This window comes from Spirosoma pulveris (genome assembly GCF_054781875.1).
Genome location: NZ_BAAGTO010000002.1, coordinates 401,991 through 428,452 on the forward strand (window position 1 = coordinate 401,991; position 26,462 = coordinate 428,452).

Sequence of the window (26,462 nt, forward strand, 5' to 3'; positions counted from 1 at the left end):
AATAAAATCAGAAGCTGAACCGAAGATTGACCCCCAGACGGCGGGTAGTGGGTATACCGATGAAATCGAAACCCTGCGAATTACCAGCTCCCAGCGAGCTAACTTCGGGGTCGAAATTCAGGTACTTCGGAAAGTTGGGTGCCAGGTACCACAGGTTACGCCCGCTAACGGATAGAAACGCCCCGCCAAAAGGTGTTTTTGCCAGCCATTTCTTCGGAAACTGATAGCCCAGCGACACCTCGCGAAGCCGGAAAACGGTGGCGTCGAAGATATTCGTTTCGCCCGCGCCACCCGGTCCAAAGCCCCCGGTGAAGTAGTAATCAGCTACGGCAATACCGATGTTGTTCGGTATCTTCTTGCCTTCGCCATCCAGCAGGGGTTTCAGCGTGTTCACATCGCCCAACACGCCCGGACCAACCAGAATGGCCTCCCGCTCTTCGGTGTCGCGGGTAGCGCCCCGGCTTAGCAGTTCGTAAGCCGTAAAGGAGTACATGTCGCCCCCTTTCTTCCAGTCGAACAACGCGCTCAGCGTAAGGCCTTTATAGCTAAATGTATTGGTGATGCCCCAAATAAAATCCGGGTTCGGGTTACCGATAGCCGCCGTTTTACCGCTCAGAATAGGTTTTCCCGTATTCGGGTTGACCAGAACATTACCCACCTCATCTTTGGCATAAGTTGAGCCGCGAATCTGCCCGTACGGCTGACCGGCAATGTGTACGCTTCCCAGATCAGAGAAACCACCGTAGGGCAGTTCTTTCAGGGCACCAATGTCCAGTACAATGTTGCGGTTCATGGTAAAGGCCGACGAAATGTCCCAGCTAAATCCGTTCTTTAGTTTTACGGGCGTTGCATTCAGCCCAATTTCGATGCCTTCGTTGGACGAACGCCCCAGGTTGATTACCCGCTGCGTATAGCCCGATGAGGGCGTAGCATTGACCGTGAAAATCTGCGACGTACTGATTTTCTTGTAGTACGTGATGTCCAGGCCAAGCCGGTTGTTGAAAAACTGCAGCTCCGTACCCAGCTCAAGCTCGGTGATAAACTCGGGCTTCAGCTCCGAATTGGCCAGTAAATCCGATTCGGACAGTGTACTCTGCCCGTTAAACGGCGAGGATATGGAGCCCGTGCCGGTGCCAACGCCCAGGACGGGATTGGCGATGTACACAGTTTGCGTCTGGTATGGTGTAGCTTCGTTCCCTACCCGTGTGTAACCCGCCCGAAGTTTACCAAACGACAGCACGTTTTTGGGAATCTTCAATGCTTCGGTAAAAATCAGGGAGGCACTGGCTCCGCCGTATAGATAGCTCCGGTTGCTGGCGGGCAGCGTAGACGAGACATCGTTACGGGCTACCAGGTTCAGAAACGCGAAGTTTTTATAGTCCAGCGAAATATCGGTGAAGAACGCAAAGTACCGCTGCTTAAAGTTATTGCGGTTGTTGGGCAGCACGCGCGGAATCGTTACACTGGTATTGTTGAGCGAGTTGATACCCCGGAAAATAATCCCGTCGCCAAACACGACCTGCCGTTCGGTTACCCGCTGATTGACGTTGTTTCCCAGAATAACTTTCAGGCCAATGTTTTCCGAGAGGGGTTTGGTTGCCGTGATGAGCAGGGTGTTGTCCAGTTCCTGCCGGTATATATTGTCGTTCGTAATATTGCCGTTCGGGAAGTAGTCCCCGCCTTTTCCATTGACAACCACCCGGCGATCGGTATAGGCATTAAACCCAACGGTGTTCTGTACATTCAGCCAGGGCAGTGGATCAACACCCAGCACTACGTTTCCGTAATATCGGTCGACCTTACTAATAGTCGGGCTGTTCTTCACCGACCAGTAGGGATTATCAGTGCCAACACGGTCGTATACGTTGTTTCCATTCAGTGGATTGGTGTTCGGAAAACCCGTCAGGTCGAAACTAGTGGGCACAAACATCAGAATGTCCATGATGGAACTACCGCTGCCGTTGGCTGCGGTCACCTGCGGAGATACCTGTTCGGTGTTGACGTAGTTGAGGGCCCCGCTCACGTAGAACTTATTGTCCAGTTGCGCATTACCACCAATATTGATGCCGGTACGGGTAATCTGGTTCTCGGGCACTACCCCCTGATTGCCCGTTCGGGAAAGGCCCACCGTAAAATTGCCCTTTGAGCCGCCCGTCGATACCGAGAGTGCGTTTTCGAAGACGTTGCCGGTCCGGAAGAAGTTTTTGGCGTTATCCTGCGAATACGATTGATAGGGCACCTGAATCGGCGTGGTCCCATCGGCCTGATAAAACTGCGGGAATACCGTTGATGGGTATCGGTTGTTCGTCGTGAGCGGGTGCGGAATGGTTGCCCGGGTGGGAATCAGGCTGGTATAGCCCGCGTAAGGAGGTCCCCAAGAGCCAAATACCCCACTCCGATAATCGAAGTTCGTGCCTTGCCCATACTTGGTCTGGTAGTCCGGCAAACCGGCCACCGTTTCCATGGAGTAGCCCGTGCTATACGTTATTTCGAGCCCTTTCCGACTGGTGCTCTTACCGGCTTTCGTGGTCACGATAATAGCTCCGTTTGCGGCCCTGGACCCGTAAAGAGCGGCCGCTGCGGCCCCCTTCAGTACCGTCATGGTCAGGATATTGTTCGGATCAAGGTCGAAGGCCCGATTGGTAATGGTTGAGCCACCCACCGTGCCATCTGTACCACCAAAACTGGAATTATCGAAGGGAACGCCATCGACCACAAACAGCGGCTGATTGTTGTTACCAAGCGAAGAATTTCCCCGAATAGTTATATTCGTTGCACCACCAGCCGCACCACCCGAGCCCTGCACATTAACACCCGCCACTTTGCCGGTGAGTGCCCGGAGAGGGTCCGGCTCCGACCGCTGGGCCAGTTTGTTGGCATCCAGTGTCGATACCGAATAGCCAAGGGCATTTTTATCCCGCTTGATACCCGCTGCGGTAACGACCACCTCGCTGAGCTGCTTAGTGTCGGCAAGGAGAGACACATTGATAACCTGCTGGTTACCAACAGACACTTCCTGAGGCTGAAACCCGACAGACGAAAACACCAGTATCACTGATTTATCAGGGATAGTTAGCTGATACGTTCCTTGGGCGTCGGTTACAGTGCCCGCTGTACCACCTTTTACCGTCACGGTTGTGCCAGGCAGGGATTCCTTCCCATTCGCATCGCTTACCTTACCACGTACTACGCGTTGCTGGGCAAACGAAAGAAAAGGGAGTAAGAAGAGAAGTGCAAATAATCGTTCTTTCATGCAATTAGTGATAGGGAGTTTATAGAAGGGAAATTGCAATAGACATTAAAACACAATTATAAATTATTATATTTTACCAAATATCATATCTGTAGAATAAAATCTCTTATAGGAAGTATAATGAAATATATTATTCGTTGAATTATACTTTATTAAATAAATTGTGCTACATATGAGAGCTTAACCAAATCTTATAAGGTTTGGCTGGGTAGCGGTTGAAGAAGTTATAGCGGCAAAGGGTAATCTGGTCGATTTTGTAGGGCTGGGTAAGCTAGAGGCAGCAGGCCATGAGCGTATCCATGTACGCTTTATGAATTAGTCTATTAATTTTAACTAAGCCGCGGTATTTTATAAATATTTATAGATTGTATTTATTCATTCTTATATTGCTCCTTCTAATCAATTTTTAGAAATTAGGTTGGTAGTATTCTTCACCGGCACTTCGAATTTCGAAAGCCGGTGATTTTTTATAGCCTTAGCTTATCCGTAACTGTATCGATGAAATGGGAGATTTGGATGGATCAGAATGTATTTGTCTCGAGCGATGAGAACAGGAGATGATGCAGAAATCGTAGTAGGCGCTCATTGCTTTCGGCCGTGGGAATTTCATTGGGCTGTGCGCCGAAATCAGTTAGCGACGGCAAATTTTGCATAAAAAACGCCTGGTAATGCGCTGTTTCAATGATTGAACTGGCCCGCGAACGGGCAAATGGATAATCAGGACGGTACTCCAGGATGATACCGGCAATGCGGCTGCACAGGTCTTTATACGGTTTGAAGAGCTGCTGGCGATTGTCTTCCGTAATGTGCCGTGTCAGGTACGCTTTGCTGGCTTCACGAATGACGATGCCGTGCAGCGCAACGATGTCCAGTTCATCAGTAATGGTTTTCGTGCCAAGTGAACTGACATCTTTAAGCAGCAGCAACTTCAGTACACGCTCCAGCTTTTCTCTCGGATCGTATAAATTATTGGTCTGAAAAACAAGCTGGTATTCCAGCCATTGCCAGTACCAGGCAACAACATAAACCAGCAATCGATGTTTATTTTCAAAATAACGATAGATACTGGCTTCTTTTGTGTTAATCCGATCAGCCAGCTTGCGAAATGTCATTTCTTCAAAGCCAATATCTGCCATCAAAAGGATACCTTGCCGAACTATTCGGCGACCTAATTCTGAGCTTTCCGGATCACGCAGAAATAACTTCTCGTTCATCCGCACCAGTACAGTGTATTCCATTTATCGAACGTAAGCACCGCTGACATAAAAAACGGTAGGCAAAGAAACGAACTTTCACACATAAAAGTTATGTTTGCAGGATTGATAGTATTACTATCAAAAGATTAAACATTTTTAATATGGCTTTAAGCACCTATTCTCAGGCCCAGCCTACACCGCTGCAACGGCTATTCCGGCTACTGGGCACGGAGAAAAAAGACATTGGCTACATCTATCTGTACGCGCTCGTAACCGGTGTGATCAGTTTATCGCTGCCACTCGGTATTCAGGCTGTTTTTAATCTTGTTTCCGGTGGACTCGTCTTTAGTTCAGTATACGTACTGATCGGTCTGGTGGTACTTGGCGTCCTTATTACGGGCTTATTGCTGGTTGGTCAAATGACGCTGGTCGAAGTGCTGCAACAACGCATTTTTGCCAAAGCTGCCTTTGAATTCACCTACCGTTTGCCCCGTATCGAACCCAAAGCGCTGTCGGCTTACTACGCCCCCGAACTGATGAACCGCTTCTTCGATGTGCTCACTATCCAGAAAGGGCTTCCTAAATTACTCATCGACTTGACGGCCGCTGCCGTGCAGATTCTGTTTGGCATTATCCTGCTCTCGTTTTATCACCCTGTCTTTCTGGCTTTTGGTTTGTTTACGCTGGTCGTTATTGTCGGCATCAGCTGGATTTATGGCCCTCCCGGCTTACGTACCAGCCTCAACGAGTCGAAGTATAAATACAAGGTAGTGGCCTGGCTCGAAGATCTGGCCCGTGACCTGCCCCTGATCCGCCACCAGGAAGACCCCATGGAACCCATCGACCGTATGGACGACCTGGTAGCCAATTATGTGGCCTACCGGTCGGCGCACTTCAAAGTACTGAAACGTTTCTTTTACAGTGCCGTCGCTTTCAAGACCATCGTGACGGGGGGGCTTCTCATTCTGGGTACAACCCTGGTGGTGAGCCGCGAAATGTCGCTGGGTCAGTTTGTAGCCGCTGAGCTTGTCATCGTTTTGATAACCAGTTCGGTCGAGAAATTAATTTCGGGCATTGATACCGTGTTTGACTTACTTACCGCCGTTGAAAAGATTGCGACCGTTACCGATTTACCTTTAGAGACAGACACAGAAACCCATGCTTAACATATCCAATCAGCGGGTTGACGAACAGCTGTTTAACCACTACCCACTTAAAACCCTGCACACCCTCCCCCAGCCGGACGCCGGTCGGCGGCTTGGTCGCTGGATGCTGGTCATTTTGTTCATTAGCTTGACGGTACTGTTTTTGCCCTGGCAGCAGAACATTAACGGTGAGGGCAGCGTAACGGCCCTCACCCCGCAGGATCGCCCCCAAACGGTGCAAAACGCCATCGCCGGTCGAATTGAACGCTGGAAGATTCAGGAAGGGCAGGCAGTCCGAAGGGGCGATACCCTCCTGGTTATTTCCGAAATAAAAGACGACTATTTCGACCCCAATCTGCCCCTGCGACTGGACGAACAGCTGGATGCCAAGCGCGGTAGCCTCACGGCGACAGGTGCCAAAATTTCGGCGCTGGACGGGCAGCTGACGGCTCTTCAAACAGGCTTGCAGGTCAAACTGGCTTCGGCCCGCAACAAAGTGCGGCAGAGTCAATTTAAAGTCATCAGTGACAGTACCGACCTGATTGCCGTTCAGAAAAATTACCAGATTGCTCTCGACCGGCTCGACCGCTTCGAGAAAGGCTATAAGAACGGGCTCTTCTCCCTGACGGACCTGGAAACCCGGCGACTAAAGGTGCAGGAAGACTACGCCAAAGTAATTGCTCAGGAAAACAAACTGAATGTATCCCGGCAGGAGCTTGTCAACTCCCGACTCGATCTGGGCACGATTCAGGCCGACTATCAAGAGAAAATAGCCAAAACGATGTCCGATCGTAGTTCAGCGGTTTCTTACCAAGCCGAAGCGGAAGGGGAAATTTCCAAGCTACAGAATAAGATCAGCAGTGTCGATGTTCGTCGGGGTCTTTATGTCGTTCGTGCCCCGCAGGACGGTTTCGTCGTGCGGTCAATGAAAGCAGGTATTGGCGAAATGATCAAGGAAGGTGAGTCGATCGCTACCTTGCAGCCCGCTAAACCACTGGTGGCTGTTGAGTTATACGTACGTCCAATGGATGTACCGCTGATTCAGCGGGGCCGCACGGTACGACTTCAGTTCGATGGCTGGCCCGCCATTCAGTTCTCGGGATGGCCATCCGTAGCCGTTGGTACGTTTGGGGGCGAGGTGGCCGTTATTGATGCTGTTAATAGTGTGAATGGCAAATATCGGCTCCTTATAAAGCCTAAAGTCGAAAAGGGCGACCAGCCCTGGCCGCAGCAACTCCGGGTGGGCTCAGGCGTTTATGGCTGGGTAATGCTCGACAATGTACCTATCTGGTACGAATTGTGGCGGCAGTTGAACGGTTTCCCGCCAAGTTTGAAAGAGGAGCCCAAAGACGAGAGCAAAAAATGAAGACGATTATATTCGGTTTAAGTCTGTTGATCGGTAGTCAGTTGATTTCAACCGCTAAAGCACAGCCAGCGGGAAGGTCCTCCACTGATACAACCCTGTTTACAGCCGCCGATTTTTACCGGGTCGTTTTTAGCCATCATCCGATCGTTCGACAGGCGGCCTTGCTGAGCAGCGAAGCCCAGCAGGAAATCATGCAGGCCCGGGGAGCCTTTGATCCCAAACTCTTTTCAGTCTATGACCGAAAAGAGTTTGGACAGGATTTATACTACGACAAATGGCAATCGGGTCTGACAGTGCCGGTACTACCCGCCGGTATTGACGTCAAGCTGACCTACGACCGAAACATGGGGCAGTATATCAACCCCGAAGAGCGGGTACCCTCGTCGGGTCTGGCGGCTGTGGGGGTACGTGTCCCCATTGGTCAGGGGCTGATTATCGACGCACGGCGCACGGCCCTGCGGCAGGCAAAACTGGCCGTTAATCTGGCCGACGCCGAACGGCTCAAGCTCATCAACAAAACCCTGTACGATGCAGCCAAAACCTACTGGGAATGGTACATGGCGCATCAGCAATATCGGCTGATCCAGAACGGCTACCAGGTAGCTGATACCCGCTTTCGGGCCATTCAGCAGCGGTCGTTGCTGGGTGATGCCGCGGCCATCGACACGACCGAAGCGCTCATTACCGCCCAGGACCGGCTGGTACAGCTCCAGCAGGCGGAGGTCAATCTGCAAAATGCCCGATTGCAGCTGAGCGTCTTTTTATGGAATAGTGCTGATGGCGGCATACCCCAACCCGTTGATCTGCTGCCTACCGTAATTCCTCAGCCGGTACCGACCGACCGACTTGATGAAGCCACCCTACAGGCATTGCTGGGCAAAGCCGCCGAGCAGCATCCGGAGCTACTGAAATTAACCACCAAAGGTCAGCAGCTGGCGCTGGACGAGCGGTTTCAGCGCTCCCTACTGCAACCGCAGCTGGTGTTAAACGCCAATCTACTGAGCCGGACACCCGCAGCCGGTGTTGGTTACGACTGGGCGAGCTACTATTCTTTCCGGGCCGATAACCACAAAATTGGCGTGGACCTGACCTTTCCTATTTTCCTACGAAAAGAGCGGGGTAAGCTTCGGCAAATCCAGATCAAAAACCAGCAGGTTACCCTGGAACGCCAACAAACGGGCCGCGCCATCAGCAATGATGTTCAGGCAGCCTGGAATGAGCTAAAAGCGCTGGAACGCCAGATCGATATACAGCAGCAAACCGTCAGGAACCAACGGATTTTACTCGGGGCCGAGCAGCAGAAATTCGATATCGGGGAGAGTTCACTGTTCCTGGTCAACAGCCGGGAGTCGAAGCTGATCGACCTGGAAATCAAGCTGGAAGAGCTACGCATGAAACAGCAGAAAGCAGTAGCCGCTCTCTGGTACGCAGCGGGAACAAATCCCGAAGCGCAGTAAGTGGGTGTAGGAGTGGAATGGTTTACTACACCTATTACACCCACTACACCACTAACTACTTAGGTCCCATTCGGATGGCCCCATCCAGACGAATGACTTCGCCGTTGAGCATAGGATTCTCGATAATACTTTTCGCCAGCATCGCGTACTCGCCCGGCCGCCCCAGTCGTGATGGAAACGGCACCTGCTGGCCCAACGACAGCCGGGCTTCTTCGGGTAAGCTGGCCAGCAACGGCGTCTCGAACAAACCTGGCGCAATGGTCATAACCCGGATACCGGAGCGCGACAGATCGCGGGCAATGGGCAGCGTCATACCAACAATCCCCCCTTTCGAAGCGGCATAAGCGGCCTGTCCGATTTGAGCGTCGTAGGCCGCTACAGACGCCGTATTGATAATAATACCCCGTTCACCTTCGGCATTGGGGGCATTTGTTTCCATAGCCAGAGCCGCCAGCCGGATTACGTTGAACGTACCGATCAGGTTGATGGAAATAACTTTCTGGAAGACAGCCAGTGAGTGAGCACCATACACGCCATCAACTTTGCCCACTGTTTTCCGAGCTTCGGCCACACCGGCGCAGTTGACATTGATATGCAGTCCGCCAAAGGTTTTAATGGCCAGATTTATGGCAGCCTGCACGTCGGTTTCGTCGGTCACATTGGTTTTATGGAACCGGACAGTTTCGCCCAGTTCTTCGGCCAGCGCCTGCCCGCGAGCCTCATTCAAATCCAGAATGACCACATTGGCACCATGGGCAGCCAGCAGCCGGGCGGTAGCCTCGCCCAGCCCTGAAGCTCCACCGGTAACGATGGCGGTTGAGTTAGTGAGTTGCATGACGTTTCCTTATAAAATAGCCATTAGTTCTTTCCAGTGTCGAATGTCGTAGGTAGGCGGATCGCTGACCAGTTGCCCTTGCGGGTTGTAAAAAACGGTGTCCAGACCAACGCCTTTGGCCCCTAAAATGTCCGCTTCGTAATTATCTCCGATCATCAGGCTCTCGGTTGCGTTGGTACCGCTGATTTCCATGGCGTATTGAAACACCTGTGGATTCGGCTTTTTGGCGTTCGCGTTCTCACTCGTGATGACATGCGTAAAATAGTGCGCAATTTCGGCACTATCCATCTTCACCGCCTGAATTTCGGCAAACCCATTGGTGATGATGTGCATCGTATAACGCCCGTTCAAGTGATCCAGCAGCTCTTTGGCTGACTCCAACAGATGGGGCTTGCGGGGCAACAGCTTCAGGTATTCTACATTCAGATCGGCATGGACGGCCGACTCATCGACGCCCATTGCCCGGAATACTAACGGAAACCGGTGTTTTCGAATGTAGGTGTGCTCAATGAGATTCTTGTCGAAATCGGCCCACAGCTGCCGGTTTATGGCAATGAAATGCCGGCTGAACTCGGCTGCGGACTCAATACCCAGATCGGCCAGCCGAAAGGTATCATACAGTTCAACGATGCACTCGGCCGAATTACGGTCGAAGTCCCAGAGCGTATGATCCAGGTCAAAAAAAAGGTGCTTGTACATAAGAAACAGTCTGGCGCAGGCAACAACCTGCGCCAGTTGTATGGCGACTAAAAATCCAGCTTGAGCCGCTCTACGGGTTGATCGTTGACCAAATGGCTATCAACAATTTCAGCAACGTCAGAAAGTTGAACATTACCGTAATACGTACCTTCAGGATAGACAACCAGCGTTGGCCCGAAGGCGCAGGCATCCAGACAACCCGTGCGCTGGGCGCGCATTTCTTTTAACAGACCACGCTCCGCGAGAGCCGCTTTGAAGGCGTCGACCAGTTCATTGCCGTGTGCTTCACCGCACGACTTCTTGGGCGCGGCTTTTTGGTTGTTGCAGATGAAAACGTGCTTCTTGTATTTCATAAACTTAGTTAAATCGATACCCAAAGGTAACAAGAACCAACACAACGGCCATTCCTTTCGATACCTTCCCAACCCCTATTTAAAATTGCATCTACCGAATAAAAAATTTATAAAACTAAATAAATGACATACTGTTAATGATTAGCCTTTTACCCGTGAGGGTACGGTCCTTTACAGATTGCCTGTCAACTTACACCCATCATCAAACGCTATTTATTAATTCCTGGCTATGGCTCGTGAAATACCATTACATAAAGAGCCCCAATTACCTGGCCGGTATGATGACAAGTTTCCACTCGATTTCTCCGCCCTGTACGATCGATATGCCGCTGTTTTGCTCGGCGTGATCACCCGGATTGTTTCGGATAAAGACATGGCCATCGAGCTACTGGCAACGACGTTTATGAAAGCCCGTTCAGAAATGATCACCTACCGACCTGAAAAACAACCCCTTTTCACCTGGCTGCTGCTTATAGCCCGCTGTACAGCCCAGGATGCGCTCAGGGAGAAAAAACAGGCGTCAACACGGGTTGTTCAGCTAACATTGACCGGAAAAGTTATCCCCCTTCCGACAAACGTGCTCCAAACAACCGTCCCTTTACCAACGGACTCGCTCAATCCGAAACTCACTCAACTCCTGCATTCGGTTCTCTTCAAAAATTGTACACCCGAAGAAGCCGCCCGAAACCTCGACCTTCCTGCTGAAACTGCCCGGCAATTATTGCGACAGGCTATGCAGCAATTACGAACCACTCAGCAGACCCGGTAGAAAAACAGAAAAAGGGGCAACCTTCAAGATCGCCCCTTTTTCACTATAAATTACTATTCTACAGACGTTTACAGGTAATACTTACGCCTTCTTTGCCGATGTTTTTCCCGACGCCGTTGTCTTCTTTTTGGGCGTCGGTGCGCTGGTTGTAGGATTTTTCTGCGTCATGGTAATGGGGTCCCAATGCACCACTTTCTGCTCAAAGAAACTCTCGTTACAGGCCAATACCGGAGCGGCAGCCCGGAAACCAAATACGGGATCTTCGACCGTACCCTGGCTCCCTTTGCGAACGTTCTCGAAGAAGTCGCCAAAGTGTTTGGCATGGGCATCGTCGTTTTTAGGGGCTTCAAATCTGATCTCTTTTACCGGGTCCGCCTTTCGGGTATCGGGTGGGTAAATGGCGTCGTACCGCTTCACGAACTCCTGCTGAACGGGTTCCGTGAACGTAAAGAAACTGTCGTAGCCACCATAGCCGGGAGCCGCTGGCAGTTTCTTTTTGGTCATAATCAGATTATTCTCCGAGAATTCGATCTGCCCTTCATTACCAATGATGCGGGTTACATCGTTGATTTTACCGGCATTGGCAAAGTTGACCCGCAGCACCATCTGAAACGCTTCGTGCTGCTCGGTTTTGGGGTAGTCCATGATACAGGCCATAATATCGGGCACGTCGCGGCCGTCTTTCCAGTAAGCCAGGTTACCCGACGAATAGATACGCGTTGGTCCCATCGTGTTGGTTACGAAGTGAACGCCCGTTATGAGGTGAATAAATAAATCGCCTGCAACACCCGTACCGTAATCCTTGTAGTTCCTCCAGCGGAAGAACCGTTTCTCGTCGAAAGGCCGTTTGGGTGCATCGCCCAGAAACCGGTCCCAGTCCAGCGTTTGCGTCGACGCATCGGGTGGAATCGAGTACTGCCAGGCACCAATGGCATTGAATCGGTCGTTGTTGGATTCGATGTAGTTGATCTGCCCGATTTCGCCCGCTTCCACCAGCCGTTTGGCTTCTTTAAAAGACGCACTGCTGATCCGCTGACTGCCTACCTGCATCGTCTTCCCCGACTTTTTCCAGGCATCGATTACTGCTTTGCCTTCGTTCAGGTGCTGCACCATCGGCTTCTCGCAATAAACGTGCTTTCCGGCTTTCAGGGCCGCAATGGTGATGTGGTCGTGCCAGTGGTCCGGCGTTACGACAAGGACGGCGTCAACATCCGGCCGGGCCAGTATTTCGCGGTAATCGCGGGTAGCAAACAATTCTTTGTCCTTACCGTAGGCCGTTTTGGCGTGCTGGAGCCGCCCATCATATAAATCGGCAACACCAACAAGTTCGACATCCGGGTTGCGTAAAGCGGCCTGCGTATCGTAATTGCCCTGAATTCCCATGCCAATAGTGGCAATGCGAATTTTGTCGTTCGGGCTGATTTTCATCAGATTCGGGATGTAAGCCGGAGCGCCAAACGGTTTGGCCACAGCCTCCGTAGCGATTACCGCCGAAGCCGCCGATAAGCTTTTTATAAATGTTCGTCTATTGGACTGCATAGGAAATGCCTGGTTTCAAGTATAGCGGATAAAGGGGATTTACTGCCTGATTTACCCGGTCAGCCGGGTTTCTGCCATCTCAATACGCTATCTTTCTTCCGGGCTTTTACCGGGTTTGCTGACCGCTCTTTAAAATAGCCAGCGTTCGGGCATCGGGCACACCGGCGTAGTATTTATTCAGAACCGCCTGAAATACTGGATCCGTTGGGGTCAACGCACCAAAGAGCGTCATGCTGGAGCTTAACTTTACATCGTCCGGGCTACCTAAAATCTGATGGGCGGTCTTTCCCTCAATGGCCAGCAATGCCTGCGAAATCTCCCGCAGCCGACTACCCAGAACAGGGTGATCCAGATAGCTTTGAGCCTCTTCCCGATCTTGAATTGAATAAAATTTCGCCGTTTCACTAAACCCCAGCCCGGCAATCTGGGGAAAGACATACCACATCCAATGGCTTTGTTTTCGTCCGTTCTTTATTTCGGTCAGCGCTCGGGCATAGTCGTTTTCCTGAGCGTCCAGGAAGCGCTTTAGACTCGATTCCGATGTCATGTTCTATTGGGTTAGTTGCCTGATTAAATAAAACAAAAAGCCCCGACAGCAGATGACTATCGGGGCAGAAGTTACATAACAGTTTATAAACGCAGCCAATGCATCTTTATTGTGTAGCGTGACATGAAACGTGCCTTATTTTTCATTTTATTTTCCATTTAGTTCGGGCTTAGTTAGTCAGAGACAGCCCGAGTGACGGCCAAAAATCGCTATTGACGCAGACGCCGGAACCGCTTAGCTACAGGCGAATCTTTCCCATCATTGGTTTTCCATTTTTTGGAATCAGTCGCTGAACAGCTACCCTATCTCTGATTATTGAAAATTCGATAACTGGTAGCGATTCAGGAACCCTCGCTGGTTCCTGCTCTCTCCATTCATCGACACTACCCCGTCCTTAGCTCTTAGCAGTACAGAAAAAAGGCTGAAAATCAATCAATTGACGCCGAGTAAAAATACGTTATCGATTATGTATAATTACCTAATTATTTTAAATTAGGTAACAGCGAAGAAATTGGTCAGCGAAAACAATTTTGCATAAATCTGTAAAAAATGGAGAATGGTCATACAATTCATAAATCTTTTAGCTGTTTTGACCAGCCTCCCTATTGATTTTATCTCCTTCAGGTAGGATCATCTCATCAGAACGCCTGTTTTTAGACGGCTCAAGTCCATTTTTTGGCCACATTTTCCATAAAGTGGAACAATATGCCTTCCGAATAGCCATCGAGAAGACTTACCATTCAAAAAATAGCCTATAATTGAAATTTTTTTACTATTGATTATCAATAAGTTATGTTGCAAAACTATTTTTTTTGAAAAATTTTGGCATGTGTACAAAACAATTTGGCCCTGTTAAAAAAAACTGGTCCCATTCTTGCTTAATACTGATTAACATATTAGATCATATTATGGTGAAAGAGTTTTTCTACTTAGAAGAACTCTTTTTTGTTTTACAGCGAATCCATCCGGCACGCCATTCAGTGAATGCACACTTCCTGCCGACTTCTTCAAACGCTGTGGGTAGTGACCAGTCAGCAAGGCTCTCAACTCTCACGGAAGCCGGATACCACATGTCAACTTTTTCATATCTCCTTCAAGATAACCACGTCGAAGCCCTAAATTCGCGTTTTTAAGGTCGGTGTACCGCACCAGAACCGATTGTATAGCCGTTGTTCGTTACACATCAAATGACAGATCACCTACGCGACTTAGCGATAAAGCTTTGGGATTACCACCACACCAATCATCAACTGAAGAAGGCAGATGCTATTCTAGTCCTCTGTAGCCACGACACACGGGTTGCCGAACGGGGAGCAGAGTTGTTTCTGGAAGGCTGGGCACCACTTTTGATCTTTTCCGGAGGGCTGGGTGTAATTACCCGGTTCATCTGGACAGAGCCGGAAGCGGAATTGTTTGCCCGGATTGCTCAGGATATGGGCGTTCCAGCTGACCGTATATTGATCGAGAACCAGTCTGCCAATACCGGCGAGAACGTATCATTCACCAGGCAACTCCTGGCCGAGCGCCACCTGGACCCCGAAACGTTCATTGTTGTACAAAAGCCTTACATGGAGCGCCGGAGTTTTGCAACCTTTAGGCAGGTGTGGCCTGAAAAACAAGTGATCGTTACCTCTCCGCAGGATTCGTTCGATGACTATTTAAGCAAGTACACGAACCCGGAATTAACGCCCGATGATATCGTGAGCATCATGGTTGGTGATTTACAACGAATTAAAATCTACCCGGACAAAGGCTTTCAAATCCCACAAGATATACCGGAGGATGTTTGGGCGGCTTACGAAGCACTGGTTAAGGCTGGGTACAACCGGCATTTGGCGTCCTGATAAGCTACCGGAGGTTACCTAGGCAATAATTGTATAACAACTCGTCTATCAATTGTGGCTACAGGGGCTGCCTGATCTCTTGATGCGTTCCTGCCCGGCCCTTCCCAATTGACAACAATCCGGCCTTTGTTTACACCATGCTGTTTTAGATAATCGGCAACGCCTTTGGCCCGATGCTCGGCTAAAGCCAGGTTCAGTTCGCGCTTTCCTACATTGTCCGTATAGCCCGTTATGGCGGCCACCAACGTCGGCTGCCTCACAAGTAACTGCGCCAGGGAATCCAGGGTTGTTTTTACACCGGGCCGTAGCGCGGGGCTGCTTTGATCGAAATACAGGATGGTAACACTCAGCGGGAGCATAGTTCCGGATTGGGGCTGTTGCTGAGCCAGTACGTCGGTATGCGAACAGGCCAGTAAAAACAACAGCCAACTGGTTAGCGCATAACTACATTTAGACCGGACGACAATTGCCCGGGTCTTCATCGATCGACTTAGCCGATGGCTTCTTAGTAAGAAGAGCATACCCATTTATACGTTGTGCGAGGTGACGTTTTGACTTACTGACCTTCGTCTACCTGGTGGATGGCCCGATTTGGCCCAAGTTTGTTCTAATCTCTTTACTTTATTTCGGTTATCCGCAGGGCCATGTATGGCTTAAGCGGAAGCCTTACTTTTTTAAGCTCTTTATCGAAAAGTCGGTAGTCGTTTTCGCTGGCGGTTTCGAAAAGTTGCGGGCAGGTCTGGACGGTCATATCCCAGGTGTCGATAAGTTCAACTTTAAACCGCCTGCCTGCCGTTACTTTTCGGTAGACATCATTTTTGGCAGGGAGGTTAAACGGCCAGCTCTCCATCATTTGTTTCCCGAAATAGATTAAATACTGCCCATCGCCAGCGGTAGCGGTTACGTTGTCGCGACTAATATCCGAAAGGCGAACCGGATTTGGGAAGGCTTCGAGGATAGTTCTGAGGAAGGCAATTCGTTTCCAGCTTGTGCCTTTGAACTCCCCGCCTTTTGCCCAGAAAATCGTGTCGGACGGGGTATTCATGTAACACTCCCCGTGGGTAACATAGGTACCGCCAAGTACCCCATTCCAGACCAGAAAGGTCATTTCTTCGGGACTATAGCGACCCCAGCGCGACTTCAGATTTCCTTCGTAGCCTACCTCATCGGAAATAACCGGTTTGTGGTAGATATGCCGGAGCATGGCGGACGCGTTTGGGGATTGAACCGGCGTTTCATCCTGAATACTCACGTGCGTAAACGCAGGTTTGCGGTAGTCATAATAGGTGGCTGTAGCGCCATGGATAGAACAAAGGTGCCGGTATGGGTCATTCCGGGCAATGGTTTCTGCCAGCAGATCCCAATCCTCTACGGTTTTACTTTTCACGTAATCCCACTCGTTCGCAACGGACCACCAGACATTTTTGTACGAGGCCAATCGGGCAATCAGGTAGTTGAGGTAGCGTATGTTTACCTCATTCGGCAGGGCATCGAACCCCCAGCGTCCTTTATCGTAGGGATGAAAAAGTATCAAATCCGCTTCAATACCAAGTTTGTTCAGGTCATCGACCCGTTTCTCAAGGTGCTGAAAAAAAGCCGGGTTAAACGTGTCGTAATCCCAGACGATCTGCTCTTTTCCGGCAGTGTCCTTTTTAATTTCCCTGACAGCAAAGGGAAACAATGTCGGCTCTTCTTTTACCAGCTCGTAATTTTTGGGGAAGACGCACATGCGCAGTTTGTTGAAGCCGGATTTTTTCAAGGTGTTGAGGGTAATTTCCTGCGTCTCCTGACCCATGTGGGTCCAGGCATAGGCCGTTGTGCCAAACGGGTAATACGCCTTCCCGTTCGCATAGCTGAAGTTATAGGTGTTGCTGACACGAACAATCCCGAAATTACCTTCAGCGGCTTTAACGCACGTAAATGCGCCTTTACGGTTGTTCAGCCCGGCCAGGCTGCTGCTGGTTCGGTAAGTCCATCTGCCAACTTTTTGGGGCATAAACCGAATTTTAAACGTATCGTTTCCATCATAAAAGCCCGAAACTATGTAGGTAGTATCGCCGGTGGAGAACGCAGCGGTCAACTTTACACCGGTGAAGGCATTTTTAGGTGGTTTACCCGTAAGGGTTAACTCAAATCGGCCCCACTGCTCAATTTCCTGAGCATAAAGCGGTTTTCCGGAAAACAGGCCGATGAGTAGGAGGAGCAGTCTACAGTACATATATAGTCGCTGTCAGGAAAAGGAAGCAATAGTCTGGCTGCAAAAAAGTGAAAAAGTAGCAGCGAAACAGTCTTTGTAATCAAATTATCCTGACTTCCTGTAAAGCGTAGCACTCAGGTGTCCATTTCATCCGCGGATTTCTGCTGGTGTGTCGAATGCAAAAACGCTTCCGTAACGGATGAACGTGAGTAAGTAGAAACAGCGTGATCGTTCTTCGTGTAGTACGAAACGATCTCACCCCGTTCATGAAGCGTCATCAAGTCACGATTATTGATATTGCCCGTCAGCTAAACCTGTCGAAGTCAACCGTTTCCCGGGCGCTGACCGGTCATGCCTCGGTAAAAGAAGAGACACGCCAGGCAGTACTAACACTCGCCAGAACACTGGATTACCAGCGCAACATGCTGGCCATCAACCTATCTTCGAGCCAAAGCAAAACGATTGGCATCATTGTACCGGAGTTCGTAACGTCTTTTTTCCCAATTGTTATTATGGGCGCGCAGGAAGTGGCGGACCGGGCCGGGTACACCGTCCTGATCTGCCAGTCGAATGAGTGTTACGAAACAGAAGTAGCCAATGCCAAGGCAATGCTCGCCAATCGGGTGGATGGCGTGCTGGTGTCACTCACGCGTGAAACGAGGAATTTCGATCACCTCGCGGTGTTTCAGCGAAAAGCGATTCCCATGGTCTTTTTCAACCGGATCTGTTATGATATCGACGTACCCAAAGTTGTTGTCGATGACTATGAAGGGGCTTTTAAAGCGACGGAACACCTGATTCAGGTCGGGAAACGGCGAATTGCCCATCTGGCCGGTCCCATGTCTCTCTACATCAGCCGCAAACGGCTGGAAGGCTATAAAGATGCACTGCGGAAGCACCACCTCCCGATTATCGACGATCTGATTATCAGTTATGATCTGAATCTGGAGCGGGCCAAAATTTACGTAAACTACCTGCTCGATCTGCCCGAGCCGCCCGACGCCCTGTTTGCCGTCAACGATCCAACGGCACTCGAAGCGCTGAAAATCATTAAACAACGGCAGCTTGCAATTCCCGATCAAATTGCGGTCGTTGGCTTCAGTAACGATTATGGTTCGTCATTGATCGAACCGGGGCTAACGACCATTGCGCAGCCTACGCGGGATATTGGCCGGGTGGCGGCTCAGCTGCTGCTGGAGCAGATTGATTCGGAAACGGCCAGTTGGAAGCCGGTAACCAGAGTCCTGAAAACGGAACTCATTGTGCGGGGCTCCAGCGTAAAGACTTGAAAAATAGTAATTAACCTACTTCAGCGCAGCTGCGCAAGGTAATGGTAAAGGTAGTACCTACCCCCTCTGTACTCGCAACTTCAATGGTACCCCCAAGCAGATCGACGTATTCTTTGCAGATGGCCAGCCCTAGCCCGGTTCCTTTGACCTGACCAACATTGCTGGCGCGAAAGAACTTACCGAACAGGAAAGGCATATCTTTCGCCGGAATACCAAAGCCCTCATCCTGGATAGCCAGCGTAACGGCAGAGTGGTCGAAACGGATGGTTAAACGAGGATTCCGGGTCGAATACTTAAACGCATTGGAGACCAAGTTCAGCAGTACATGACTCAGTAACGTTTTGTCGGCACGTATCGACACGGAGGTGCCAACGAAGGCTAGCTCGATGCGACGCCCATCCGACCGATCTGAAAACGTACCCTCAACCAGCCCCTGGCACAGGGCAACCACATCGATTTCTTCCGGAGTAAGTACTACTTTACCTTCTTCAATCTTGCTAAGCGTCAGCGTGTCGACAATCAACTCATCCAGGGAGTCTACCTGTCCCAGAATCAAGTCCGTATGTTTGTTGATCAGGGCTGGAGACGAAGGCAGCGTGATCATAGACATATAATGCCGGATCAGCTCCACGCTGGAGCTGATGGCCATCAGGGGTGTTCGGAATTCATGCGAAGCGGTGGCTATAAACTGCGACTTCAACACATTCAAGGCTCGTTCCTTCGCCAGTGACTCGTTCAGAATCTGCTCTTTTTCAATAACCGCCGTAATGTCGCTGGCTACGCCCAGTCTGCGCACGGGCATACCCGCTTCATCGGTCAATAAAAAGATCCGGGCACTTATCCAGCGTTGCTCTCCATTGAGGTGGCGTACCCGAAACTGAAAGCTCGTTCCGGGTTCATTGCTCATGAAGGCCGCCAGAAGAGTGGGGCGATCGTCTTCATGAATGAAATCGGCAAAAATGAAGGGGTTCCGGTATAACTCCTCGACACGAACGCCACTAAACTTCTCGAAGGCTGGGTTCATGTACAGAAATTTCGGCGAATGCAGGTCCCGAATCCAGAACAACTCATCGACGTTTTCGGCGATTTCCCGAAAACGCTGCTCACTGTCGCGCAGGGTCACTTCAGCCTGTTTTCGGTCAGTGATGTCGGTTAGTGTACCCGTAGTGCCCGTTAGTTCATCCTGCTCGTTGAGGGTTACCTGAGCGAAGACCTCAACCCAGCGATACCCGCCCGATTTGTGGATATATCGAACCTCATGCCGACAGTAGGCTTTCTGCCGGTTCATCATTGGCTCAAAAAGCTCCTGGTTACGCGCCTGATCTTCGACCAGCACATAGTTGAGAAACAGCGTACCCAGCGATTCCGGCACGCTAAAGCCGGTAATGGTCTCCCAGGCCGGATTAAGATACGTCCACAAACCGGCGGTATCAGTCTGAAAGACGGCCTCTTTCATGTTATTGACCAGCATACGATACCGATGTTCACTCTCCTCAAGGGCAAGCTGCGATTGGCGCAACGCTGTCCGATCGGTCACTACGCCCACCATTCGGGGAGTTGAATCGGTTTCGTTTTGAATAAGCAGTCCATCTACTTTGACAAAATGGATGGTCTGCACGGTTGGCAGAATGATACGAAATTCAATATCCAGCGTTGATTTTCCCCGTTTGGCCTCCAGCAGGGCTTGCTTAAAGCCCTGTAAGTCGGCGGGGTGAACCAGGCGGAGTAATTGCCCGAGACGGTCAAAACCAGGTTGTTTGGGTATACCGAAATAGGAAGAAAAATGAACCTCCAGGTCCAGTTCATTGGTGCGTATATTCCACTCCCAGATACCCAGTTTACCCGCTTTTGTTGCTAACTGACTGCGCTGCTGGATCTGCATCAACGCTGCTTCAACAGTTTTCAGGGGAGAAATATCAGTGGCAATATCCACAAAGCCAATCAGGTTTTCCTGATCATCATAGAGCCCGCTTACGGTGGCCAGTACAGGAATCCGTTGGCCGTCTTTGGTGAGCAGCGTGTTTTCCCGCCGTATAAACTTATGCTGGACGGCGTACGCCCTAACGACTTCTTCGCCCGTTAGCGACTGGTCATTAAGGCCCGTTTTCAGTTCTTCGATCTGCTGCTGATGAACCGATGGCTCACGCAGGAACCCGGGTGTAACTTTGCCGACCAGTTCCTCGGCCCCGTAGCCCGTCAGCACTTCCATGGCCGGGTTCACCAATTGAATAATTCCCTGGGCATCTGTTGCCGTAATCCCCAGCCCGGCATGCGTGAGAATGGCGCGCTGGAACGCAGCTAACTGACTCACCTGGGCCGTCCGTTCGGCAACGCGCTGCTCCAGATCCCGGTTGGCCTGGCGCAGTTGTTCTTCCGTTTGTTTGAGCCGGGTGATGTCCTGAACGCTGAAGAGAACATCGCTCCCCACCCGAACGAGGGTAAACTCTCCCCAGAAGGCACCCGAAGGTAATTCGTCCAGAATTTCGAAGCGCAGCGCTTCACCGGTAAGGGCTACACGCACCATCCGATCAAAGACCCCATTTGCCAACAGATGCGGGAATAAAACTAACAGCAAGTTACCCAGCATGGCTTCCTGCGGCAATCCGGTAATGACCGCACTCTGCGGATTATTGAGTACGTACCGAAAATCAACGATGGCACCCTCCTGCCAGATGGGACGCAGCAACGCCAGACCCGTTGGGCTGGTATGGATAACTGCCTGCAACAATTGATTGGTTTCCAGTAGTGTAACAGCAGGTAGATCGACGGGCTGAGCCTCAGGTAAACTGACCACCGGCTGTAGACTAAACACCAGCTGATCATTCACGCGATCCGTACAAGCCTGAAACCATCGGTTCGTGTGGGGAAATTTCAGGTACTGTTTTAGAGCCGCGCCGGTTCGGTAAACAGTCTGCAATTGCTCTTTCCACTCGTTTTGCGGTACCCAAAATACAAATGGGTCGAGGGGTTGTTGAAGAAGCCGGTCGGCGGTGATCCCTAACACCTGAGCCAGGGTAGCATTAACCTGCTCACAATGAAAGGTAGTGAGGCTGTTTTGTTGACTCTGGACAGGCTTCAGGAAAGCAACTCCCAGCGACACCGTGTCAAGCCAAGGCTCTAAAAGCGTATTCATAAATACTCGAAGAATTCACATTTGTAGGCTCTGGAGAGTAAATCAGGGAGCCTGTTCGCTTGACGGGTCACTCAGAACACGGCGACCGGGTGGATACCTGAACGAAATCAGGATTCGTTGAGTAATTTGCTGAGTTGAGCAGCGAAAATAGAGATATAACTATTTGCAAATATTAAATTATCTGATAGTTATACATCTGCAAATATACCAATTAGACTGCTACTTATAACGTCAATAATACACTTTAAGTTATTCTTAGCTCAATTTAGGCCCTCTTTCACTAACACGCTTCACCAAAAAAGTACATCCAAGGCTCCTATAGCTTATTACTGTTTACATACACAGCTATCATCGGCTAGTTAGCCTATATCACTCCGCTACGTCAGCCGGTATGCCGTCGGTAGCAGACCAGCCTCCTCTACGAGAGGGTAGGCTCACAATAGCCATTGTGTCAACTCCTTCTGTACTGGTCAGGTCGATACGACCTCTCAACAAGGTTATGTTTTGCTGACAGATTACCAGACCGAAGCCTCCTCCCTGAAAATCGCCCGCGTTCCGTGGCCGGAAGAACTTACTGAATAACAACGGCAGTGCGTCGGCCGGAATCCCGACTTCCTTATCACTTACGATCAGTTGAACTTGGTGAGCAGAAAAATGGATTGTTAAGCGCGGATCTTTCTGAGAAAACTTAAACGCATTCGAGAGCAGGTTCTGTACAATCTAACTCAGCAACGTGCCATCTCCCCATACATTTTTCGTCGGTGAGCTTTCTCCTGAAAAGTTGCGTAGCAGATTGACAGAAATAAAATTTTACGGAAACTATAACATACTCCTTTACATATGTATGCTATTTATTTAATTTATTAACTAACGTATAACACGGCGAAACCATTTTCCTCTTTCTCCTACAGACATTGTCTTTTTTAGGTAAATAATGATCAGCCATAAGGTCAGGTTTTTATATACTACAGGCATCTCAAGCCCCCGGTTGCTACCACGGCCAACCTAACAGCAACTACTAGTTAGATAAGTAGCCAACTGTGTTCGATATGTATCCAATTAGAGAGCAACAAAGAGGTTGAACCAAACGTACTGTTAAGTAACTATACCAAGCTAATTAACTCCATGCGTATTTCCTTAACAGCTGCCGTCAGTCTTCTGTTTATCAGCCTATTGGCGATCATATCGTGTCAAAAAACCGACACATCCGTAACGCCATCGTCGGCCACAGTTTCTGCGCTCTCCTGCGCATCGGCTACGTTTTCGGCAACAGCGGTCAGCGGCACGGCTTACACGGGTACCGCAACGGTACCTTACACAGGCGGTAACGGCATTGCCTACGCTGCCGGCAGTGCCATTGCCTCAACGGGCATATCCGGGCTGAACGCTACGCTTCAGGCAGGTACGCTGGCCAGCGGTACCGGGAACCTGACTTTTACTATTAGTGGTACGCCGTCCGGAGCCGGTACCGCCACCTTTCCACTCAGCTTTGGCGGGCAAAACTGCAGTCTTGCGCTGACTGTCGGCACGCCAGGTACGAGCACTGCCGTTACGACAAACTGCTCATCGGCAACGGGACTAGCCCAGGTCGTTTGCCTCGCCGAAGCATTTAAAGCCACGTTGACCGCCACCCAACTGGCTGCTGTGCAGTTGACCTACACCAAAGCCAACGCCGTACGCTGGTCGAACCTGCCGGAAGGACTCTACCGCAACCGGGTCGGTATCAGCTGGGGTTCGCTCTCTGCCACCCAGCTAACAGCGGCCAGAGCGTTGATCGCTGCGGTGCTGGCGCAGGGTGTTACGAACGAAGGCTTCGACGAGATGGAAGGCAATCTGGTTGCCGATGATTACCTGGCGGCTAACGGCGGTGGATCAGACTATGGCCGAGGCAATTATTACATGGCTTTTCTGGGTACACCCAGCACCACCGGATTATGGGAACTCCAGTTTGGCGGCCACCACTATACGCTTGCCAATACGTATAATAGCGGTAAAATAACCGGCGTAACACCGTCGTTCCGGGCGGTAGAGCCGATGGCCGCCGTTACGGCAAACAGCCGTACTTACCAGCCGGTCGAGCAGGAGCGCTTAGCCTTTGCCACCCTGCTGGCCGGACTGAGCACCAGCGAACAGGCAACGGCCAAACTTTCGTCTTCGTTTACGGATATTTTGCTGGGGCCCGGCATAGACGCCCAGTTTCCGGCTACCAAATCGGGACTGAAAGCGGGCAATCTGGATGCAACCAAAAAAGCCCTCGTCCTAAACGCCATTAAGCTGTATGTGAACGATCTGAACAGCGAAACGGCAGCTACGGTACTGGCCAAATACACGGCAGAGCTGGACAATACATACATTGCCTACTCAGGTACCGGCACCATGTCAACCCAGAACGACTACATACGGCTGGACGGCCCCAGTGTCTGGATCGAGTACTCCACCCAAGGGGGTATTGTTATCCGGAATACGCCCCACCCCCATTCGGTCTGGCGCGACCATACCAGCGATTACGGTGGCAACTAACCTACCCCTATTCTTGTGAAACAACGACCCTATTTCATCAGCTGTCCGTCCGGATGGCTGATGGTTTTTCTACTCAGCTCAGTGTTTACAGGTCTGGCAACCCTGTCAGGTGCGCATCCAATGCCCAATTCGGTGGTGCTGCTCAACGTTCACACCGACCGGATCGAGGCCGAAGTGCAGATTCCGCTGAACGAACTTCAGGCCGCCTTTGGTCATGCCGTCAACGATTCGTCGGCGGGATTGGTAGCCCGGCTCGGTCCTCAGTTAAAGGCTTATTTATGCCAGCACATTCGACCGAAAAGTACCGACGATCGTCCTTGGATTGTATCGGTAGATCGTTTGGTTGTGCACGAAACCCAGAACCCGATCAATGGCGTTTATCGGGAGTTGATCGCGCAGGTCCGGCTGGCCCCCCCGGCTGGTGAGCCGGTTCGACGGTTCATTTTAAATTATGATGTCGTGCTCCATCAGGTAGTGACCCATAAGATTCTGGTATCGGTTCGGCAGGATTGGGCGCGTGGGCTGGTAGCCGACGAGCCGCCCACGCAGGTAGGCATTATCGAACTGGATATTGTAAACGACCGCATACTCCCCCTACCCATCAGCCTGGAATCGGGCAGCGCCTGGACGGGCTTTCAGTCCATGGTTAAGCTGGGTATGCGCCACATTGCGGACGGTACCGATCACCTGCTGTTTCTGCTGGTGCTGCTGCTGCCCGCGCCGTTACTGGTTTCGGGTAGATCGGGATTCGGCTGGGGCCGCTTTGGGGGCGTTCGTTACAGTATAAAACGACTCGTCTTGATTGTCACGGCTTTTACTCTCGGTCACTCGCTCACGCTGTTGCTAGGGTCGCTTGGCTGGGTTCGATTACCGTCGCAGCCGGTCGAACTCCTGATTGCCGTCTCTATTCTGGTCTCGGCCATACATGCGCTGCGGCCCCTGTTTCCGGGCCGGGAGGCTTGGGTGGCGGCTGGTTTCGGCCTGGTTCATGGTCTGGCGTTTGCGGGTACGCTCGCCAATTTAAAGCTGGATGCGGGACCAATGGCGCTGAGCATTCTGGGATTTAACCTGGGCATCGAACTGATGCAACTGGTTGTTATTGGCCTCACCATACCCTGGCTTATCCTGTTGAGTCAAACCCCGTCCTACCCGACCGTACGAATCTTCGGGGCCATTTTCGCGGCAATAGCCGCTCTGGCCTGGGTGGCCGAGCGTGTGTCGGGACAGACTAACGGCATCACTGCACTTATCGAACAGACCGCCAATTATTCACCCTTCCTGCTGGCGGGTCTGGCCTTACTGGCCGTAATCGCATGGGGGCGGGGGCGCTTGCGAACGTTGGTTTAGGTCTGCTGACTGCCATCGACGCCCGATCGTCAATTGAACGAAGTCCTAAATTCCAGCGGGGAGACATTGGTTTTGCTCTTGAATAACTTGCTGAACGACTGCGAATGCTCGAACCCCAGGGCATACGCAATCTCATTGACGGTTAGATCGGTCGTAGATAATTTCTCTTTTGCTTTTTCAATCAATTTATCATGAATGTGCTGCTGAGTGCTTTGCCCCGTCAGCATCTTGAGCAGAGCGCTCAGGTAATTAGGCGATACGTGCAAGGCATCAGCGATGTACTGCACCGTTGGTAAGCCTTTTTCGGCTACGGCATCGCTGCTGAAATAGTCCGTGAGGATGCCCTCCAGCCGATCGAGGAGTTTATGGTTGGTGATTTTTCGGGTGATAAACTGACGGTGATAAAACCGGTCGGCATAGGTCAGTAACAACTCAAGCTGGGCTATCAATACATCCTGACTGAAGGTGTCGATGTTCGAACGGTATTCCTGATCCAGGTTTTGAATAATACCCGTCACAATGGTTTCTTCTCTCTCCGACAAATGCAGGGCTTCGTGGACGGCATAACTAAAATATTCGTACTGCTTTATTTTTTTGGCTAAGGGCGTATTCCACAAAAAATCGGGATGGATCAGCAGCAACCAGCCCGTATGGGTCAATGCCGTATCAGCCTCGATGGTAAACACCTGTCCGGGCGAAATAAAGATCATCAGGCCTTCATCGAAATCGTACTCCTGCTGACCGTATTTCATCTTGCCGTTGAAATTCCGCTTCAGCGCGATGGAATAAAAATCCTGAATGATACTGGTCGACTTATCACAGGCTAGCTGCTTTATCGCTTCGAAGTGCACCAGGCTGATTAACGGATGTTCGGGCTTTGGCAAATTCCGGAGCAGATGGTAGTCTGTGATGGTTTTAATGCGAAGCGGCTGTAAGTTTTTCATTGGCTAACGACTAAACGTTGTACGATTTA

The 26,462-nt window shown here is 50.7% G+C and carries 20 protein-coding genes; 8 read left to right on the top strand and 12 right to left on the bottom strand.

All coding sequences use genetic code 11. The annotated features are described in order from the left end of the window. Window positions 1-7: 7 nt before the first annotated feature. Both ACYVJM_RS09925 and ACYVJM_RS09930 read right to left on the bottom strand, forming a co-directional pair. Window positions 8-3,253: a SusC/RagA family TonB-linked outer membrane protein gene (locus ACYVJM_RS09925; RefSeq protein ID WP_461148069.1), complete on the bottom strand. Its 3,246-nt coding sequence runs from the start codon at window positions 3,251-3,253 to the stop codon at window positions 8-10. 521 nt (window positions 3,254-3,774) lie between these two features. After that, on the bottom strand, window positions 3,775-4,491 hold the full coding sequence (locus ACYVJM_RS09930) for a TetR/AcrR family transcriptional regulator (protein WP_461148070.1): 717 nt from the start codon (window positions 4,489-4,491) through the stop codon (window positions 3,775-3,777). A 119-nt stretch (window positions 4,492-4,610) separates the two neighbouring features. Here ACYVJM_RS09930 and ACYVJM_RS09935 point away from each other — a divergent pair, with 119 nt between their 5' ends. The 3 genes from ACYVJM_RS09935 to ACYVJM_RS09945 are packed head-to-tail and all read left to right on the top strand — an operon-like array spanning window position 4,611 to window position 8,417. Next, entirely contained in the window at window positions 4,611-5,615 is a 1,005-nt protein-coding gene (locus ACYVJM_RS09935; protein ID WP_461148071.1) for an ABC transporter transmembrane domain-containing protein, read from the top strand. Then, complete coding sequence (locus ACYVJM_RS09940) at window positions 5,608-6,960, top strand: HlyD family secretion protein (RefSeq protein WP_461148072.1); 1,353 nt, start codon at window positions 5,608-5,610, stop codon at window positions 6,958-6,960. Before ACYVJM_RS09935 ends, ACYVJM_RS09940 begins: the two co-directional genes overlap by 8 nt. Then, on the top strand, window positions 6,957-8,417 hold the full coding sequence (locus ACYVJM_RS09945) for a TolC family protein (RefSeq protein WP_461148073.1): 1,461 nt from the start codon (window positions 6,957-6,959) through the stop codon (window positions 8,415-8,417). The genes ACYVJM_RS09940 and ACYVJM_RS09945 overlap by 4 nt, the downstream gene beginning before the upstream one ends. A gap of 55 nt (window positions 8,418-8,472) precedes the next feature. Here the strand turns inward: ACYVJM_RS09945 and ACYVJM_RS09950 are convergent, their stop codons facing one another. Genes ACYVJM_RS09950 through ACYVJM_RS09960 form a run of 3 tightly spaced genes read right to left on the bottom strand, consistent with a single transcriptional unit; the run spans window position 8,473 to window position 10,304 of the window. Then, window positions 8,473-9,252: a 3-hydroxyacyl-CoA dehydrogenase gene (locus ACYVJM_RS09950; protein WP_461148074.1), complete on the bottom strand. Its 780-nt coding sequence runs from the start codon at window positions 9,250-9,252 to the stop codon at window positions 8,473-8,475. Window positions 9,253-9,261: 9 nt separating this feature from the next. Beyond that, window positions 9,262-9,951 (bottom strand): YjjG family noncanonical pyrimidine nucleotidase, encoded by a 690-nt coding sequence (locus tag ACYVJM_RS09955; protein ID WP_461148075.1) that lies wholly within the window; start codon window positions 9,949-9,951, stop codon window positions 9,262-9,264. Between the two features lie 47 nt (window positions 9,952-9,998). Further along, on the bottom strand, window positions 9,999-10,304 hold the full coding sequence (locus ACYVJM_RS09960; protein ID WP_097128077.1) for a (2Fe-2S) ferredoxin domain-containing protein: 306 nt from the start codon (window positions 10,302-10,304) through the stop codon (window positions 9,999-10,001). 229 nt (window positions 10,305-10,533) lie between these two features. Between ACYVJM_RS09960 and ACYVJM_RS09965 the strand changes: the two genes are divergently transcribed. Further along, window positions 10,534-11,073: a sigma-70 family RNA polymerase sigma factor gene (locus ACYVJM_RS09965; protein WP_461148076.1), complete on the top strand. Its 540-nt coding sequence runs from the start codon at window positions 10,534-10,536 to the stop codon at window positions 11,071-11,073. A gap of 81 nt (window positions 11,074-11,154) precedes the next feature. On the opposite strand, the gene ACYVJM_RS09970 is transcribed toward ACYVJM_RS09965, so the two are convergent. Beyond that, window positions 11,155-12,612: a Gfo/Idh/MocA family protein gene (locus ACYVJM_RS09970; RefSeq protein WP_461148077.1), complete on the bottom strand. Its 1,458-nt coding sequence runs from the start codon at window positions 12,610-12,612 to the stop codon at window positions 11,155-11,157. Between the two features lie 106 nt (window positions 12,613-12,718). Beyond that, complete coding sequence (locus tag ACYVJM_RS09975; protein ID WP_461148078.1) at window positions 12,719-13,159, bottom strand: DUF1810 domain-containing protein; 441 nt, start codon at window positions 13,157-13,159, stop codon at window positions 12,719-12,721. 1,187 nt (window positions 13,160-14,346) lie between these two features. Here ACYVJM_RS09975 and ACYVJM_RS09980 point away from each other — a divergent pair. Beyond that, window positions 14,347-15,003: a YdcF family protein gene (locus ACYVJM_RS09980; protein ID WP_461148079.1), complete on the top strand. Its 657-nt coding sequence runs from the start codon at window positions 14,347-14,349 to the stop codon at window positions 15,001-15,003. A 14-nt stretch (window positions 15,004-15,017) separates the two neighbouring features. Here the strand turns inward: ACYVJM_RS09980 and ACYVJM_RS09985 are convergent, their stop codons facing one another. Both ACYVJM_RS09985 and ACYVJM_RS09990 read right to left on the bottom strand, forming a co-directional pair. Further along, window positions 15,018-15,485, bottom strand: coding sequence for an OmpA family protein (locus ACYVJM_RS09985; RefSeq protein ID WP_461148080.1), 468 nt, complete (start codon window positions 15,483-15,485; stop codon window positions 15,018-15,020). 134 nt (window positions 15,486-15,619) lie between these two features. After that, window positions 15,620-17,221 carry a DUF5060 domain-containing protein gene (locus ACYVJM_RS09990; RefSeq protein WP_461148081.1) on the bottom strand — a complete coding sequence of 534 codons (1,602 nt, stop codon included), beginning with the start codon at window positions 17,219-17,221 and terminating at the stop codon, window positions 15,620-15,622. A gap of 245 nt (window positions 17,222-17,466) precedes the next feature. Between ACYVJM_RS09990 and ACYVJM_RS09995 the strand changes: the two genes are divergently transcribed. Next, complete coding sequence (locus tag ACYVJM_RS09995) at window positions 17,467-18,489, top strand: LacI family DNA-binding transcriptional regulator (protein ID WP_461148082.1); 1,023 nt, start codon at window positions 17,467-17,469, stop codon at window positions 18,487-18,489. A gap of 10 nt (window positions 18,490-18,499) precedes the next feature. Here ACYVJM_RS09995 and ACYVJM_RS10000 read toward each other — a convergent pair whose 3' ends face one another. Both ACYVJM_RS10000 and ACYVJM_RS10005 read right to left on the bottom strand, forming a co-directional pair. Then, entirely contained in the window at window positions 18,500-21,622 is a 3,123-nt protein-coding gene (locus ACYVJM_RS10000) for a sensor histidine kinase (protein ID WP_461148083.1), read from the bottom strand. A gap of 369 nt (window positions 21,623-21,991) precedes the next feature. Continuing rightward, a complete protein-coding gene (locus ACYVJM_RS10005; protein WP_461148641.1) occupies window positions 21,992-22,342 on the bottom strand; it encodes a sensor histidine kinase in 351 nt (116 codons plus the stop codon). A 405-nt stretch (window positions 22,343-22,747) separates the two neighbouring features. On the opposite strand from ACYVJM_RS10005, the gene ACYVJM_RS10010 reads away from it, so the two are divergent. Together ACYVJM_RS10010 and ACYVJM_RS10015 are read left to right on the top strand one after the other, a co-directional pair. After that, entirely contained in the window at window positions 22,748-24,142 is a 1,395-nt protein-coding gene (locus ACYVJM_RS10010; protein ID WP_461148084.1) for a DUF3500 domain-containing protein, read from the top strand. A gap of 15 nt (window positions 24,143-24,157) precedes the next feature. Next, a complete protein-coding gene (locus ACYVJM_RS10015) occupies window positions 24,158-25,489 on the top strand; it encodes a HupE/UreJ family protein (RefSeq protein WP_461148085.1) in 1,332 nt (443 codons plus the stop codon). A gap of 29 nt (window positions 25,490-25,518) precedes the next feature. Here the strand turns inward: ACYVJM_RS10015 and ACYVJM_RS10020 are convergent, their stop codons facing one another. Next, window positions 25,519-26,433: a helix-turn-helix domain-containing protein gene (locus ACYVJM_RS10020; RefSeq protein WP_461148086.1), complete on the bottom strand. Its 915-nt coding sequence runs from the start codon at window positions 26,431-26,433 to the stop codon at window positions 25,519-25,521. Between the last annotated feature and the right edge of the window lie 29 nt (window positions 26,434-26,462).